The sequence below is a fragment of the Actinacidiphila glaucinigra genome (assembly GCF_900188405.1).
Classification (GTDB): Bacteria; Actinomycetota; Actinomycetes; order Streptomycetales; family Streptomycetaceae; genus Actinacidiphila; species Actinacidiphila glaucinigra.
Map to the genome: position 1 here is coordinate 98,676 of NZ_FZOF01000019.1, position 14,645 is coordinate 113,320.

A 14,645-nucleotide genomic window follows, 5' to 3' on the forward strand; every position below is an offset into this window, starting at 1 on the left:
ACGTTGATGGGCGGCCGCTCGGCGATCATGCGGGGCGGCTGGTGTTCGACCTGGCATTTCCGCGTATCGCGTGGCCGACGACCCATCCTACCGGTACCACAATCCTGCGGCCGGGCCTGCTCGGCACAGGGGCGGCCGAGCACTGGTCGGGGTGGCCGGATTCGAACCGACGACCTTCCGCTCCCAAAGCGGACGCGCTACCAAGCTGCGCCACACCCCGTCGGTGCGACACGTAGAGTACATGCCTCCGCACACCCTGACGGCCAAATATGACGTGCGTGGGAGCCGGGTCGATCGGCTACGATCTGATGTGCCAGACTGACTGGCCGTTGCGGGCGTAGCTCAATGGTAGAGCCCCAGTCTTCCAAACTGGCTACGCGGGTTCGATTCCCGTCGCCCGCTCTGCAGGCATAGGCCCAGGTCAGGGGTATCTCCCCCGACCTGGGCCTTGTCATTCCCCGGCAGGATCAGCCGTTCGTGCCCGCCGCGTGCCCCTGTCGGCGGGATCCGCGCCGCACGGCCTTCGCGATCACGGCGTTCGTCGCATCGGCGGGGACACGCCCGGCGGCTCCGGTCTCCGCGGAGGTCCCCATGTGCGAGGCGGCCACCGGAAGGACACCGCCCGCAATGGCGGTCGTGCGCTTGCCCGCTTCACTCTTTGGAGGCTTGTACACCGGTTCTCCGCGCGTCGGTTCGGCGACCGAACGGCGTACGCGGATCGTGCCGTGGTCGAGGTCGGCGTCTTGACGACGCAGACCGGTCGACTCACCCTGTCGAAGGCCGCGGAACCGGCCCGGAAGAGGGCTGCCTCCCGCTGGTCACGGTCGGGCGGAACACCATCCGGAGCCCGGGCAGCGCGGGCCGCAGCGGCTGGTACACGGCCGAGTGGCCGGACCACGTCGCCCTCACACGGACGGCCTGCAGCCTCACCGGGCGCAACACGTCCGCGGTCACGGGCCTGATGGGCAGGACGGACGGACCGCTGGTCCTGCGCACCGGCTACGCGGGTCCGTTCCCGTCGCCCCCACTGCAGGCAAAGGCCCAGGTCGGGGAGTGATTCCGCTGACCTGGGCCTTTGCGTTCACCGGGTGGGCCCTCCGGTGCGAACGGGCGCCCGTCGGGGTCAACGCCGTCGGCGGGCACGCCGAGTTGACGCCCCGGGTCCGTCACCCGAACGGGCGGCCCGGGTTCGCCGCCGGCGCTGAGGAGGAATCCCGGCCGTCGTCGTCAGGACGTCGCCGGGCCCTGCTGCTTGAGCCAGTCGGCGAACGTCAGGGTGCCGCGGGGGCCCGGGCCGGTCGGCAGCAGGCCGCCGCTCCTCATCCCGCCGGGGAAGTACAGGGGGCAGACCGGGCGCCGGCGTGCGCCGCCCGCGGCGATGAGGGTCCGGGCCAGGGCGACCAGTGACTCGACCTGCGGGCCCGCGAGCTCGGGGGCCATCCCCTGCGGCGGTTCGAGGGCGAGGTCGACGAGGGCCTCGGCCACTTCCCGTACGGCGATGGGCTGGACCGGTGCCGTCGGCACCAGCGCGATCGGCCCGGGGACGCCGCCCAGCGCCTGGCCCACGAACTCGTGGAACTGCGTCGCCCGCATGATGGTCCACGGCACCGCGCCGCCCCGGATGATCTCCTCCTGGCGCAACTTGCCCGTGTAGTAGGGGTGACCGACCCGGTCGACCCCCACGATCGACGGCGTCACGAGGTGCCGGACCCCGGCGCGCTCGGCCGCCCCGGCGAGATTCCGTCCCGCCTTGTCGAAGAAGCCCACAGCCACCGACTTGCGATTCGTGGTCACGTTGCTGACGTCGATGACCACCTCGGCCCCGGTCAGCGCCGCGTCCAGCCCCGATCCGCTCACCAGATCGACGCCCTGTCCGCGCGACAGCACCACGGGCTCGTGTCCGCGGGCGCGCACGGTCTCCACGACGAGCCGTCCGGCCGCCCCGGTACCGCCGGCAACTGCGATCTTCATGTCTGCTCCTGCCCTCTCGTCGCTGCACGAGAGGAACGACAACGGGCCACACCCATCGCGACAGCTGGATCCTATGGTTGTGTTCGTAACCGTATCATTCAATACCACTTTCCGGACCTCCCCGGAACCCCCGGGCGGGACCGCCGGGACCCGCGTACCCCCTGGACCGGGGGCCTCCGCATGCGTGGACGCCGGAGTCTGCGCAGGCTGGGAGGTGTGCCGGTGATCCACGGTGAGGAACGATGATCGTTACGGTGGTGTCGATGCCCGAGGGCATCGCCGCCCGTGCCGCCGTGTCGGAGGCGCGTGAGCGGCTGGCGACGTGCCGGTTCCTGCTCGTGGACGTCGAGGTGCCCGGGGAAGAACGGCCCGACGAGCTGTCGATCGCCCGTGAACTCGGCCTGGCGGCCGAGGACCTGGCGTGGCTGGGCAGGGAGGGCGAGACGGCGCGGGCGGAGTTCCACGGGGACAACGCCCGGTTCGTCGTGCCCGTCATCGACGACGGCAAGGTCGTCCACGTCCATGTCTTCGTGACCGAGCGGTACCTGGTCACCGTCCACCGGGGGCCGAACACCCTGGTCGGGCGGTTCGTCACCCGGCTGCCGCACGAACGGCCCGCGGACGCGACGGCCACGCTGTTCCTGCTGCTGGAGGACGCCCTGGAGACCTTCCGCAGGTCCGCCGTGGAGGCGCTGCTGCAGGTGGAGGACCTCGAGGACGAGATGTTCGAGAGCCGGCACCCGCAGCAGGTGTACCGGCTGGCGCGGCTGCGGCGGCGGGCGGCCATGCTGCACCACGCCCTGCTGCCCTATCTGCAGGCGGCCGACGAGACCATCACCCGGCGGATGATGAGCGGCAGCTTCCCGGAGGAGCGGCAACGGCTCGCGGCCTCGTACCAGCGGGCCGCGCGGATGGTACTCGCCAGCATCGAGTCGCTCCAGGACGCGGCACGGCGGGCCTTCGCCAGTTACTCCTCCCTTGTGTCCGGCGAGCAGAACGGCGTGATCAACCGGCTGGCCATCGTCTCGACGATCTTCCTCCCGCTGACCTTCCTGACCGGCTTCTTCGGCATGAACTTCACCTACATGACCGACGAGTTGGAGAGCAGGGACGTCTTCTGGCTGCTCGCCGTGGGGCTGCAGGCGCTCGTCCTGGTCATCGCCGTCTACGTGCTGCACCGCACCCGCATCTGGCGCAGGCTGCGCGACGACGGGCGCGACGACCCCTGAACGCCTCACTACATTGGCGGCATGGAGATCTGGATCAACCCCGCGTGCTCGAAGTGCCGCTCCGCGCTGCACCTGCTGGACGAGGAGGGCGCGCAGTACACCGTGCGCCGCTACCTGGAGGACCCGCCGGACGCGGACGAGATCCGCGCGGTGCTGGAGCGGCTCGGGCTGGAGCCGTGGGACATCGTGCGGACCCAGGAGGCCGAGGCGAAGGAGCTGGGGCTGAAGGAGTGGCCGCGCGAGCCCGGTGAGCGGGAGCGCTGGATCGGGGCGCTCGCGGCGCACCCCCGGCTGCTCCAGCGGCCGATCATCACCGCCGAGGACGGCACGGCGGTGGTCGCCCGCTCCGAGGGGGCGGTACGGGACGCCCTCGGGCGCGTCCCGGGAAGCGCCGGGAACCCCGCGTAGAGCTCCGCGGCCGGGGCTCCCGGCGCACAAGGCACCCCGGCCCGGCAGGGCGGCGCGGACGGCCCCGCCGACGCCGCCTTGCCGGGCAGGCCGGCGCGGTGGGCGAACTCCCCGCGGAGTCGTGGGTGCCGCGAGTGAGCACGGTGCCCAGGCGTTCGGCGTCGCTGGGGGACAGCAGGCGGCTGCGGTCGGCGCGCGGTCCGTACCGGGCGGGGAAGCCGCGCGCGTGGGCGGCCTCCGAGGCCGCCACCGCCGGATGCGCGGCTCCCGCGGCGCCGGTGACGACCGGGGCTCCGCGACCTTGGGGACGGCCACGGCCCCGGCGGCCGCGAGGGCGGGGATGACGGCGGGGCTCCGCGAGGGCCTCGTCGATGGCCGCCGTCGAACCTCCGGCCCTAGCCGACCGGCACGCCCTGCGGCCCCTTGATCCGCTTCATGATCATCTGGGAGTTCACCTCGCTGACGCCCGGCAGGGCGATCAGTTTCTCCGTCCAGAAGCGCTCGTAGGCGTCGCTGTCGGCCACCGCGATCCGCAGCAGGCAGCCGGGCGCGCCGTAGAGCCGGTAGGCCTCGACGATGTCGGGGATGGCCTGCACCCGCTCCTCGAAGGCGGCGACGGACTCGCGGTCCCGCCGCACCTCGACGGAGGCGAAGACCTCGAAGCCGCGGCCGACGGCGGCCGGGTCGACGACGGCCCGGTAGCTCTGGATCACCCCGTCCTCCTCCAGCTGGCGCACCCGGCGCAGGCACGGGGAAGGGGTGAGGCCGACCCGGGCGGCCAGCTCCTGGTTGGTGAGCCGGCCGTCGGCCTGGAGCTCACGCAAGATTCTTCTGTCGATGGCGTCCACAAGGGCGATAGATATCACGCCCGGCTGGTCTACGCGGGCTGATTGGCAATCCGATGCCGGGGTTCAGCGCATATCCTTGCCAGGGAGGATCGGGCGAACGCACGAGCGAGGGAAACGTGAAGCACATCGTCGTGATCGGCACCGGCGGCACGATCGCCAGCCGGTGGCAGGGTGCCGGGTACGCGGCCGAGGCCGCCGGCCACGAGGTGCTGGCGGCGGGCGCGGTCCCCGAGGGCGTCGAGGTGACCGTCCGCGACCTGTTCACGGTGAACAGCTCACGGCTGACCTCCGCCCACCAGATGGAGCTGCTGCGGACCGTCCACGAGGTGCTGGCGGACCCGGCCGTGGACGGCGTGGTGGTGACGCACGGCACCGACACCATGGAGGAGTCCGCGTTCCTCCTCGACCTCCACCACGACGACCGGCGCCCCGTGGTCCTCACCGGCGCCCAGCTCCCGCTGGACTCCGTGGACGGCGACGCGCCGGGCAACCTCTACGACGCGCTGCTGACCGCCGCGACCGGCCGGGACATCGGCGTGGTCATCGCCTTCGGCGGCTTCGTGCACGCGGCCCGGGGCACGGTCAAGGCGCACACCCTGGACGTCCAGGCCTTCGCGGACCCCTCGGGGCGCCCGCTGGGCCGGGTGAAGTTCGGCGAGATCGCCTGGGGCGCTCCGCGGCCGCGCGCCGCGGCGCTGCCGCTTCCGGACCCCGGCGCGCAGGCACCGCGCGTCGACGTCGTGATGCACCACGTGGACGCCGACCCGGTGCTCTTCGAGGCCGCGCTGGGCGCGGGGGCGCAGGGCATCGTGCTGGTCGGCACCGGGGCGGGCAACGCGACGCCCGACTTCGTCGCGGCGGTGCGCCGCGCGGTGGACGCCGGCGTGCTGGTCGCCGTGAGCACCCGGGTGGCGGCGGGGCCGGTGGCCCCGATGTACACCGGGGGCGGCGCGGTGGACCTCGCCGCGGCCGGCGGTGTGCTGGCCGGGACGCTGCGCGCGGGGCAGGCCCGTATCGCCGTACTCGCGGCGCTGATGTCCGCGGAGGGCCCCGGAGAGCGGGCCGCCGCGCTGCGCCGCATCATCGGGACGGCCGAGGACCGCACGCCGGCCGTCGCCTGACTCCCCGTCACCCGGCGCGGCCACCGCGCCGGGTGACGGGTGACTGCGACCTGTGCCCGCCGACCGGTGACCCGTGGCGCGCTCCGCGCCGGGGACCGGTCAGAGGTTTATCTGGTTGATGGTGTCGGCCAGCGAGTCGAGGAACTTGTTGATCGACGGCGCCATGCCCGTGGAGGCAAGGAAGAAGCCGAAGAGCGCGGCGATGATGGCCGGGCCGACCTTGAGCGACTTGCCTCTTATCAGGACGACCATGATGATCGCCAACAACAGGACCACGGACAGGGAGATGGCCACTGGGGATCACATCCTCGGTCTGACGCCTCACCGTTCCGGGGAGAGCCACCGGCAGCCGCACCCCCGCGACGTCCATCGTGCCACCTGCCACCGACACCGTGACCCCGCGGGACACCTCTTCCCCGCACGCCGGGGTCGCACACCTGTGACGCATGACATCGCGATCGTTTCCGATCACTCCGGTCGAGGCGAATCTCGCAATTCCACGGCACGTTCGAGTGAATTTCCCTCAAACTATTTCCCCACACACCCACTTGCCACACAAAGGATCATCAAAAAACCTGCACAGCCGCCAAACCTTCTGGCGATATGCCCTGTTCAACCCTTATATGACCGCCCATAGCGGCATGGAACGGACAGCGGCATGGCAGTTGCATTCCCGGGTAGCAGCGTGGCGTCCGCCATTCCGGCCGAAAATTTACTCAGGCAGAGGCGCCCGCTATGGTGCATCAAATGTTCCAGCTCCCCCGCACGAACACCCTGTCCCCCGGCAGGACCCAGACCGGGAATTCCGTTCTCCCCGCCCCGCGCAAGGAGGCCTCCCGCGGCCCCGGGTCGGCCGCCCCGGCGGAGAGCTCCGCCCCCGCCGCGTCCTCCGCCCCCGCCGCCGGGCGCGACCCGTTCTTCGACAACGCCAAGTACCTCGCCATCGTCCTGGTCGCGATGGGCCACGCCTGGGAACCCCTCACCGGACACAGCAGGGCCGCCAGCGCGCTCTACATCCTCGTGTACGCCTTCCACATGCCGGCGTTCATCGTCATCTCGGGCCACTTCTCCAGGAGCTTCGACGCCCGTCCGGACCGCGTCAGGAGACTGCTCACCGGCGTCGCCGTCCCGTACCTGCTCTTCGAGGCCGCCTACTCGCTCTTCAGGAACTGGGCGGACGACGCCGCGCCCCAGCCGCTGAGCCTGCTCGACCCCTGGTACCTCACCTGGTTCCTCGCCGCCCTGTTCATCTGGCGCCTCACCGCGCCCATCTGGCGGGTCGTCCGGCAGCCGGTCGCGGTCGCCCTGGTGATCGCGGCGCTCGCGTCGATCTCCCCGACCATCGGCGACGACCTGGAACTCCAGCGCATCCTGCAGTTCCTGCCCTTCTTCGTGCTCGGCATGTGCCTGAAGGCCGAGCACTTCCGCCTCGCGCGGCGCCGCGTGGTGCGCGTGCTGTCCGTCCCGGTAGGCCTCACCGCGCTGGCCGTCTCCTACTGGGTGGTGCCCCGGATGGACCGGGCCTGGCTCTACCACCGCACGAGCGCCCAGGAACTGGGCGCTCCCTGGTGGACGGGGCCGGTCATGACGCTGGCGCTGTTCTGCTGCTCCCTGGCCCTGACGGTGTGCTTCTTCGCCTGGGTGCCGCGCCGCCGCACGTGGTTCACGGCGCTGGGCGCCGGCACGCTCTACGGCTACCTGCTGCACGGCTTCATCGCCAAGGGCTCGCGCTTCGGCCGCTGGTACGACCACGAGTGGATCCACACCCCGCTGGGCCAGGTCGCGATCACCGCGATCGCCGTCGTGGTGGTCACCGCGCTGTGCACCCCGCCGGTGCAGCGGATGTTCCGCTTCGCCGTGGAGCCGAGGATGCGCTGGGCGTTCCGGCCCGCGGTCAGTCCCGGCACACGATGAGCAGGGCGCGGTCGTCGTTGACGTCCTTGGCGACCGCCTCGATCAGCTGCCAGGCCGCGCCGCGGAAGCCGTGCGCGACGTACCGGTCGGCCTCGCCGATGAGCCGGTCGATGCCCTCGGTGAGGTCGCGGCCGGCGGCCTCGACCAGGCCGTCGGTGAAGAGCAGCAGGACGTCGCCGGAGCGCAGGGTGCCCTTCACGCTGTGGAACTCGGCACCGTCGTACACCCCCAGCAGCGGGCCCTCGGCCGCCTTCTCCTCCCAGCGGCCGGTGCCCGCGCTGAGCTGCATGCCCGGCAGATGGCCGGCGGAGAGCAGCTCGTAGTCGCCGGTCTCCAGGTCCAGCACCAGGTGGACGGAGGTGGCGAAGCCCTCGTCCCAGTTCTGGCGGAGCAGGTAGCCGTTGGCGGCGGTGAGGAAGGCGTGCGGCGGCAGCGAGCCGAGCAGGCCGCCGAAGGCGCCGGACAGCAGCAGCGCGCGTGAGCCGGCGTCCATGCCCTTGCCCGAGACGTCGGTGAGGACGGCCTCCAGGATCCGCCCGCCCGAGGTGCGGGTGGCCACCACGAAGTCGCCGGAGAAGGACTGGCCGCCGGCCGGCCGCAGCGCCATCTCGGCGTGCCAGCCGTCGGGCAGCCGCGGCAGCCTGCTCTGCACCCGGATGCGCTCGCGCAGGTCGAAGAGCATCGTGCCGCCGCGCATCCAGGGCACGCCGACCCGGGCGCGGAACTGCGCGACGATCAGCCCGGCCAGCGCCACCGCCGCCACCACGAGCACGGTGCCCGGGGTCACCCGGCCCACGCCGTCGCGGTAGGGCCCGAGGACCGCCGACTCCACGACCATCGCGGCGGCGCTGGCCCCGTACAGCAGCAGCAGGCTGGAGGGGCGCAGCAGCAGGCCGCCGACGAGGACGGGCAGCACCAGGGTGGTGGGCGGGCACCATTGCGGCGCCAGCACCGTGCCCCAGGCGATCAGCGGCACGCTGATCGTCAGGACGGTCAGTGCGAGCCAGTCGGCGGCGTCTCCGCGGAAGTAGTCCACGGCGGATTTGCGCAGGCCGACCCGGGCCCGGTGGACCGTCCTGCGCCACCGGGCCCTGAATCCGTCTCCTACCGGGCGTCGTGCCATCTTCCCGGCGACCCTATCCACCCTCACCCGTTCTCCGCATCGGAGGTGCCCCTCATGGTGCGCCGATTCGCCGCCGCGACCGGCGAAAACCGGTCGCCCGCCCCCGGGGCGGCTGATAGGCAGGGCACATGACGGTGGAGTTGCGGGTTCTCGAGTCCGAACAGTGGGACGAGTGGTTCAGCACGCTGGAACGCGCGTTCGGCAGCGCGGTCTGGCCGGTGGAGGAGCGGGAGTTCGACCGCGGGGTGACCGAGTTCTCCCGGTCGATCGCGGCCTGGGACGGCGCGGAGGTCGTCGGCACCGCGGGGGCGTTCTCCTTCCGCATGGCGGTGCCGGGCGGCGCCGTGGTCCCGGCGGCGGGCGTCACCATGGTCAGCGTCGCCTCGACGCACCGCCGGCGCGGGCTGCTGACCTCGATGATGCGGCGGCAGCTGGACGAGGTGCACGAACTGGGCGAGCCCCTCGCGGTGCTCACCGCGTCCGAGCCGGCGATCTACGGCCGGTACGGCTACGAGGTCGCCACCCGCCAGACGACCCTGGAGGTCGACACCCTGCGGGCCGGCCTCACCGTGCCCGCGGGCGCCGACGGGGTCACGCTGCGCTTCGCCGACCCGGAGAAGGCACTGGCGGCCTGCGAGGAGGTCTACGCGCGGCGGGTGCCCACCCGGCCGGGCATGCTGGAGCGGCGGCCGAACTGGGAGCGCAAGGGCGTGCTCGACCCGGAGGCGTTCCGGGACGGCGCGTCGAAACTGCTCTGCGTGGTCGCCGAGCGCGACGGCGAGGTGCGGGGCTACACGCGGTACGCGGTGAAGTCCTCCTGGAACGCGGCCGGACCGGACGGAACGGTGGTGCTGCGCGACCTGGAGGCACTGGATCCGGACACATATGCCGCGCTGTGGCGCTACCTGTTCGGCATCGACCTCACCTGCCGCATCACGGCGCGCAACCGTCCCGCCGACGACCCGGTCCTGCACCTGGTCGACGACGTACGGCGCTGCGGCGTGCGCGTCAGGGAAGGCCTGCTGCTGCGCCCGGTCGAGGTGGGCGCTGCCCTGTCGGCCCGTACCTACGCGGCCCCGCTCGACGTCGTACTGGAGGTCTCGGATCCCTTCTGCCCGTGGAACGAGGGCCGCTGGCGACTCGGCGGCGACGCCAAGGGCGCCACGTGCGAGCGGACGACGGACGCCGCGGACCTGGCGCTGTCGGTGCGCGAGCTTGGCGCGGCCTACCTGGGTGACGTCTCGCTGACCGCGCTGGCGCGGGCCGGACGCGTACGGGAGCTGCGGCAGGGCGCGCTGCGGGAGGCCGCGGTGGCCTTCGGCGGCGACGTCGCCCCCTGGCTGCCGCACGGTTTCTAGTTCCGGTTCCAGGGCGGCGGCCGTTCCCCGGCCGGGGTGCTCCCGTACGCGGGTGCCTCCGGCCGGCGGCGTCAGCTCCGGGCGGGCTGGCAGGAGGGGCACCAGAAGAGGTTGCGCGCCACCAGGGAGGCGGTGCGCACCTCGGTGCCGCAGAGGTGGCAGGGCATACCGGCGCGGCGGTAGACGTAGACCTCGCCGCCGTGGTCGTCGACGCGCGGCGGGCGGCCCATGGCCTCGGGGGTGTGCTCGGGGCGGACGGTGTCGATGCGGTTGTTCCGCACGCCCTCGCGCATCAGGGCCACCAGATCGGCCCAGATCGCGTCCCACCGCGCGCGGTCCAGGTCCCGTCCCGCCAGGTACGGGTCGACGCCGTGCCGGAAGAGGACCTCGGCGCGGTAGACGTTGCCCACGCCCGCGACGACCTTCTGGTCCATGAGCAGCGCGGCGACGCTGGTGCGGCTGCGCGACACGCGGGCCCAGGCGGCCTCCCCGGTGTCGGCCGGCCGGAGCGGGTCCGGGCCGAGCCGCTCGTGTATCGCCTGCTTCTCGGCCCCGGTGATCAGCTCGCAGGCGGTCGGCCCGCGCAGGTCGGCGTGGTGCCCTTCGGTGGCCAGGCGCAGCCTGACCTGGCCGACGGGGGCCGCGCCCGGGCCGGTGCCGAAGCCGAACTTCCCGTACAGCCCGAGGTGGACGTGGACCCAGCCGACCGGGCCGAAGCCCAGGAAGAGGTGCTTGCCGTGGGCCTCCGCGGACTCCATCACGGTGCCGTCCAGGAGGGCGGCGCCGTCGGAGAACTTGCCCTGCGGACTGCTCGCGCGGACCACGCGGCCGGCGAAGCGTTCGCCGTGGTCCGCGGCGAGGCGGTGGATCGTATGCCCTTCGGGCATGCCCGGATCAGCCCTCCTGCGGGTGGTGCGGGGGGATCGGGGGCAGCTCGCCGGTGGTCTCGTACGCGGTGAGCATGTCGATGCGGTGGGTGTGGCGCGGCTCGCCCGAGTAGGGCGTGCCGAGGAAGACCTCGACGAACTTGGTGGCGTCGTCCGTGGTGTGCATGCGGGCGCCGACGCTGATCACGTTGGCGTCGTTGTGCTCGCGGCCGAGGGTCGCGGTCTCCTGGCTCCACGCCAGCACGGACCGCACGCCCTTGACCTTGTTGGCGGCGATGGCCTCGCCGTTGCCCGAGCCGCCGATCACGATGCCGAAGGAGCCGGGGTCCGCGGCGGTGCGCTCCGCGGCGCGCAGGCAGAACGGCGGGTAGTCGTCCTGGGCGTCGTAGACGTGGGGGCCGCAGTCGACGGGCTCGTGCCCGTTGGCCTCGAGCCACTCCACCAGGTGGTTCTTGAGTTCAAAGCCGGCATGGTCGGAACCGAGGTACACGCGCATACGGACGAGTGTCGCACGGGCACGCTGGGCGACATGCCGTGGGTGTTCCGTGAGGGGAATTTGAGCGTGCGCTGAGGGTGGGACAACGAAACGGAATCAAAGGTTCCCCGATCGCGCCGGGCCGTGTTTCATGCCACCCCATGAGTACACGTCCCCCCACCCCAACGGCCGACTCCACCGCTCCGGCCCACGAGGCCGCGACGGAGCAGCAGGATGGCCCGGGCCTGAAGGCCGGGCTCAAGAACCGCCACCTGTCGATGATCGCGATCGGCGGTGTGATCGGCGCCGGCCTCTTCGTCGGCTCCGCCTCAGGCATCGCCGCCGCCGGCCCCGGCATCCTCGTGTCGTACGCGCTCGTCGGCGTCATGGTCGTCTTCGTCATGCGCATGCTGGGCGAGATGGCCGCCGCCAACCCCACCTCCGGGTCCTTCTCCGCCTACGCCGACCGCGCGCTGGGCCGCTGGGCCGGCTTCTCCATCGGCTGGCTGTACTGGTTCTTCTGGGTCGTGGTGCTGGCGGTCGAGGCGACCGCCGGGGCCAAGATCCTCGAGGGCTGGGTCCCGGCCGTCCCGCAGTGGGGCTGGGCGCTGATCGTGATGGTCGTGCTCACCGCGACCAACCTGGCCTCGGTGGCCTCCTACGGCGAGTTCGAGTTCTGGTTCGCCGGGATCAAGGTCGTGGCCATCGCCGGCTTCATCGTGCTCGGCGCGCTCGCGGTCCTCGGGGTGCTGCCCGGCAGCCACGACGACGCCGTCGGTCTGGCCAACCTCACCGCGCACGGCGGCTTCCTCCCCAACGGCCCCGGCAAGATCCTCACCGGTGTGCTGCTGGTCGTGTTCTCCTTCATGGGCAGCGAGATCGTCACGCTGGCCGCCGGTGAGTCCGCCGACCCCCGGCGTGCGGTCACCAAGGCCACCAACAGCGTGATCTGGCGGATCGGCGTCTTCTACCTGGGCTCGATCTTCATCGTGGTAGCGCTGCTGCCGTGGAACGACCCGTCGATCGCCAAGGACGGCTCGTACGTCGCCGCGCTGAACTCGATGGGCATCGCGCACGCCGGCCAGATCATGAACGTGATCGTGCTCACGGCGGTGCTGTCCTGCCTCAACTCCGGTCTCTACACCGCCTCGCGCATGGCCTTCTCCCTGGGCCGGCGCGGTGACGCGCCCAAGGCGTTCGCGCGCACCACCGGGCGCGGTGTGCCGCAGGCGGCGATCCTGGGCTCGGTCGTCTTCGGCTTCGTCGCGGTCTTCTTCAACTACCGGTACCCCGACACCGTCTTCCTCTTCCTGCTCAACGCCTCGGGTGCGATCGCCCTGTTCGTGTGGCTGGTGATCTGCTTCTCTCAGCTGCGCATGCGGAAGATCATCCTGGCGGAGGCCCCGGAGCGGCTGCGGGTGCGGATGTGGCTGTACCCGTACCTGACCTGGGCGACGATCGCGATGATCGTGTTCGTGCTCGGCTACATGCTCACCGACACCGCCGACGGCGGCGGCCGGGACCAGGTGGTCGTCTCGGTGCTGGCGGCACTCGGCGTCGTCGCTGTCGCGGTGGTGCGCCAGCTGCTTCACAAGGGCCGGAAGGACTCCCCCACCCGGTCGTAGGCGGCCAGCGCGGCGGACCCGGCCGAAGCCGCGTACCAGACGTTCAGCTGGTACGACTTGCCTCCCTCGGTGAAGCCGAGCTGCCGCGCCTTCCAGGGCGCGCCGGCCTGGGTGAAGGAGTACTCCCAGACGACCGCGGGGCGTCCGCGGAACGACGTCCGCTCCAGCCGGGTCCTGCGGTAGCCGGGCACGTCGTGGGAGCCGGCCTCGAAGGCGCGCCACTGCTCCAGGAGATCGCCGCCCCGTGCGAGTGCGTACGAGGCGGCGATCTCCTGCTGTCCGTCCGGGGCGTGGTAGTGGACGTTGGACGGGCTCTTCGCGCTGCGCGTCCAGCCCCGCGGCGGCTGCCAGGCGAAGCCGGTCTCGTCGCGCTCCCCGGGGGCGGACGTGGCGGTGGACGGACCGGCGGGCGAGGTGGCGCCGGTCGACGGGGGACGGCTGGTGCCCGCGACGACGGGGCCCTCGCGGTGGCCGGTGCGCGGCGCGGTCAGCAGGACGACGGTGACGGCGAGGGCCGCGGCGGCCGCTCCCGCGGCGGTCAGCAGGGCCGCCCGGCGGAGGCGGGAGGGGGTCCGCACGGCGGGCTCGGGTTCAGGAGCGGGTTCAGGCTCGGGCTCGGGTTCAGGAGCGGGTTCGGGCGCGGGTGGTGCCGGGGTGCGGCGCTCCCAGCCCGGCGGGACGGCGTCCTCCGGTTCGGGGTCCGGCACCGGTCCGGCTTCCGGCACCGGGGCGGCCCTTCCGACGGCGAGCGTCGGGGTGCGTCCCTCCTCCGGGGGCGGCGGCGCCTGCCGGGTGACGACGGTCGGACCGCCCGGCGGCGTGCCGAGGGCGGCGAGTTCCTCGTCCAGGCCGTCCAGGGTCATCCGCTGCGCGGGGTCCTTGCGCAGCAGGGCCGCCAGGGTGCCGTGGAGCGGCCCGGCGCCGGCGGGCAGCAGGGGCTCCTCGTGGAGCACCGCGTGCAGGGTGGCCAGGGTGGTGGCCCGGGAGAAGGGCGACGTGCCCTCCAGGGCGGCGCAGAGGGTCGCGCCCAGGGACCAGAGGTCCGACGGCGGTCCCTGGTGGCGGCCCTCGACGCGTTCGGGGGCCATGTAGTCGGGCGAGCCGACCAGCATCCCGGCCATGGTCAGCGCGGTGGCGTCCTGGATCGCCGCGATGCCGAAGTCGGTGAGGACGACCCTGCCCCGGGTGTCGATCAGTACGTTGCCGGGCTTGATGTCACGGTGCAGCACGCCGACCGCGTGCACCTCCCGCAGCGCGCGGGCCAGTCCGGTCCCGATCCGCACGGCCTCGGCCACGTCGACCGGGCCGTCCCGGACCAGCACCTGCTCCAGGGAACGGCAGTCGACCAGCTCCATCACGATCCAGAGCCGGTCGTCCTCCCGGACCACGTCGTAGATCCGGACCACGTTCGGATGGTCGATCCGGGCCGTGGCGCGCGCCTCCCGCAGGCTGCGTTCACGACGGACCCGGGCGCCCTCCGCCTCCGTGTCGTCCAGGCGCATCTCCTTGATCGCGACCTGCCGGTCCAGCACCTCGTCGACCGCCCGCCAGACACGGCCCATGCCGCCCTGGCCGATCGGCTCCCCCAGCCGGTAGCGGCCCGCCACCAGCCGGCCGCGCACCTCACCGCCCGCATTTCCCACCATGCCCGGACTCCCCACTGCGGGAAGAATTCCCCATGCCCAC

The 14,645-nt window shown here is 72.5% G+C and carries 13 protein-coding genes and 2 tRNA genes; 7 read left to right on the forward strand and 8 right to left on the reverse strand.

Annotation, left to right across the window (positions count from 1 at the left end):
* Nucleotides 1–143 precede the first annotated feature (143 nt).
* Nucleotides 144–220, reverse strand: a tRNA-Pro gene (locus CHF15_RS29435).
* A 111-nt stretch (nt 221–331) separates the two neighbouring features.
* On the opposite strand from CHF15_RS29435, the gene CHF15_RS29440 reads away from it, so the two are divergent.
* Nucleotides 332–402 (forward strand) — tRNA-Gly (locus CHF15_RS29440).
* A gap of 825 nt (nt 403–1,227) precedes the next feature.
* On the opposite strand, the gene CHF15_RS29450 is transcribed toward CHF15_RS29440, so the two are convergent.
* Nucleotides 1,228–1,971, reverse strand: coding sequence for an SDR family oxidoreductase (locus CHF15_RS29450; protein ID WP_089226931.1), 744 nt, complete (start codon nt 1,969–1,971; stop codon nt 1,228–1,230).
* 242 nt (nt 1,972–2,213) lie between these two features.
* Between CHF15_RS29450 and CHF15_RS29455 the strand changes: the two genes are divergently transcribed.
* Entirely contained in the window at nt 2,214–3,200 is a 987-nt protein-coding gene (locus CHF15_RS29455; protein ID WP_179280012.1) for a magnesium transporter CorA family protein, read from the forward strand.
* A 21-nt stretch (nt 3,201–3,221) separates the two neighbouring features.
* The gene (locus CHF15_RS29460) at nt 3,222–3,608 is read left to right on the forward strand and encodes an arsenate reductase family protein (RefSeq protein WP_089226932.1); all 387 of its coding nucleotides are present in this window, start codon (nt 3,222–3,224) and stop codon (nt 3,606–3,608) included.
* A gap of 395 nt (nt 3,609–4,003) precedes the next feature.
* Here the strand turns inward: CHF15_RS29460 and CHF15_RS29465 are convergent, their stop codons facing one another.
* A complete protein-coding gene (locus tag CHF15_RS29465) occupies nt 4,004–4,456 on the reverse strand; it encodes an Lrp/AsnC family transcriptional regulator (RefSeq protein ID WP_018556562.1) in 453 nt (150 codons plus the stop codon).
* A 116-nt stretch (nt 4,457–4,572) separates the two neighbouring features.
* On the opposite strand from CHF15_RS29465, the gene CHF15_RS29470 reads away from it, so the two are divergent.
* A complete protein-coding gene (locus tag CHF15_RS29470) occupies nt 4,573–5,577 on the forward strand; it encodes an asparaginase (RefSeq protein ID WP_089226933.1) in 1,005 nt (334 codons plus the stop codon).
* Between the two features lie 99 nt (nt 5,578–5,676).
* Here CHF15_RS29470 and CHF15_RS29475 read toward each other — a convergent pair whose 3' ends face one another.
* The gene (locus CHF15_RS29475) at nt 5,677–5,871 is read right to left on the reverse strand and encodes a hypothetical protein (RefSeq protein ID WP_018556560.1); all 195 of its coding nucleotides are present in this window, start codon (nt 5,869–5,871) and stop codon (nt 5,677–5,679) included.
* A 453-nt stretch (nt 5,872–6,324) separates the two neighbouring features.
* Between CHF15_RS29475 and CHF15_RS29480 the strand changes: the two genes are divergently transcribed.
* Nucleotides 6,325–7,491 (forward strand): acyltransferase family protein, encoded by a 1,167-nt coding sequence (locus CHF15_RS29480; RefSeq protein ID WP_089226934.1) that lies wholly within the window; start codon nt 6,325–6,327, stop codon nt 7,489–7,491.
* Here CHF15_RS29480 and CHF15_RS29485 read toward each other — a convergent pair.
* On the reverse strand, nt 7,472–8,614 hold the full coding sequence (locus CHF15_RS29485) for a PP2C family protein-serine/threonine phosphatase (protein WP_179280013.1): 1,143 nt from the start codon (nt 8,612–8,614) through the stop codon (nt 7,472–7,474). The genes CHF15_RS29480 and CHF15_RS29485 overlap by 20 nt on opposite strands.
* Nucleotides 8,615–8,742: 128 nt before the next feature.
* On the opposite strand from CHF15_RS29485, the gene CHF15_RS29490 reads away from it, so the two are divergent.
* The gene (locus tag CHF15_RS29490) at nt 8,743–9,972 is read left to right on the forward strand and encodes a GNAT family N-acetyltransferase (RefSeq protein ID WP_089226936.1); all 1,230 of its coding nucleotides are present in this window, start codon (nt 8,743–8,745) and stop codon (nt 9,970–9,972) included.
* A gap of 71 nt (nt 9,973–10,043) precedes the next feature.
* Here the strand turns inward: CHF15_RS29490 and CHF15_RS29495 are convergent, their stop codons facing one another.
* Together CHF15_RS29495 and CHF15_RS29500 are read right to left on the reverse strand one after the other, a co-directional pair.
* Nucleotides 10,044–10,859 (reverse strand): Fpg/Nei family DNA glycosylase, encoded by an 816-nt coding sequence (locus CHF15_RS29495; protein WP_089226937.1) that lies wholly within the window; start codon nt 10,857–10,859, stop codon nt 10,044–10,046.
* 7 nt (nt 10,860–10,866) lie between these two features.
* The gene (locus CHF15_RS29500; RefSeq protein ID WP_089226938.1) at nt 10,867–11,355 is read right to left on the reverse strand and encodes a ribose-5-phosphate isomerase; all 489 of its coding nucleotides are present in this window, start codon (nt 11,353–11,355) and stop codon (nt 10,867–10,869) included.
* Between the two features lie 140 nt (nt 11,356–11,495).
* Between CHF15_RS29500 and CHF15_RS29505 the strand changes: the two genes are divergently transcribed.
* Complete coding sequence (locus CHF15_RS29505; protein ID WP_089226939.1) at nt 11,496–12,959, forward strand: amino acid permease; 1,464 nt, start codon at nt 11,496–11,498, stop codon at nt 12,957–12,959.
* On the opposite strand, the gene CHF15_RS29510 is transcribed toward CHF15_RS29505, so the two are convergent.
* Nucleotides 12,923–14,605 (reverse strand): serine/threonine-protein kinase, encoded by a 1,683-nt coding sequence (locus CHF15_RS29510; RefSeq protein WP_089226940.1) that lies wholly within the window; start codon nt 14,603–14,605, stop codon nt 12,923–12,925. The two genes, CHF15_RS29505 and CHF15_RS29510, sit on opposite strands and share 37 nt — an antisense overlap.
* Between the last annotated feature and the right edge of the window lie 40 nt (nt 14,606–14,645).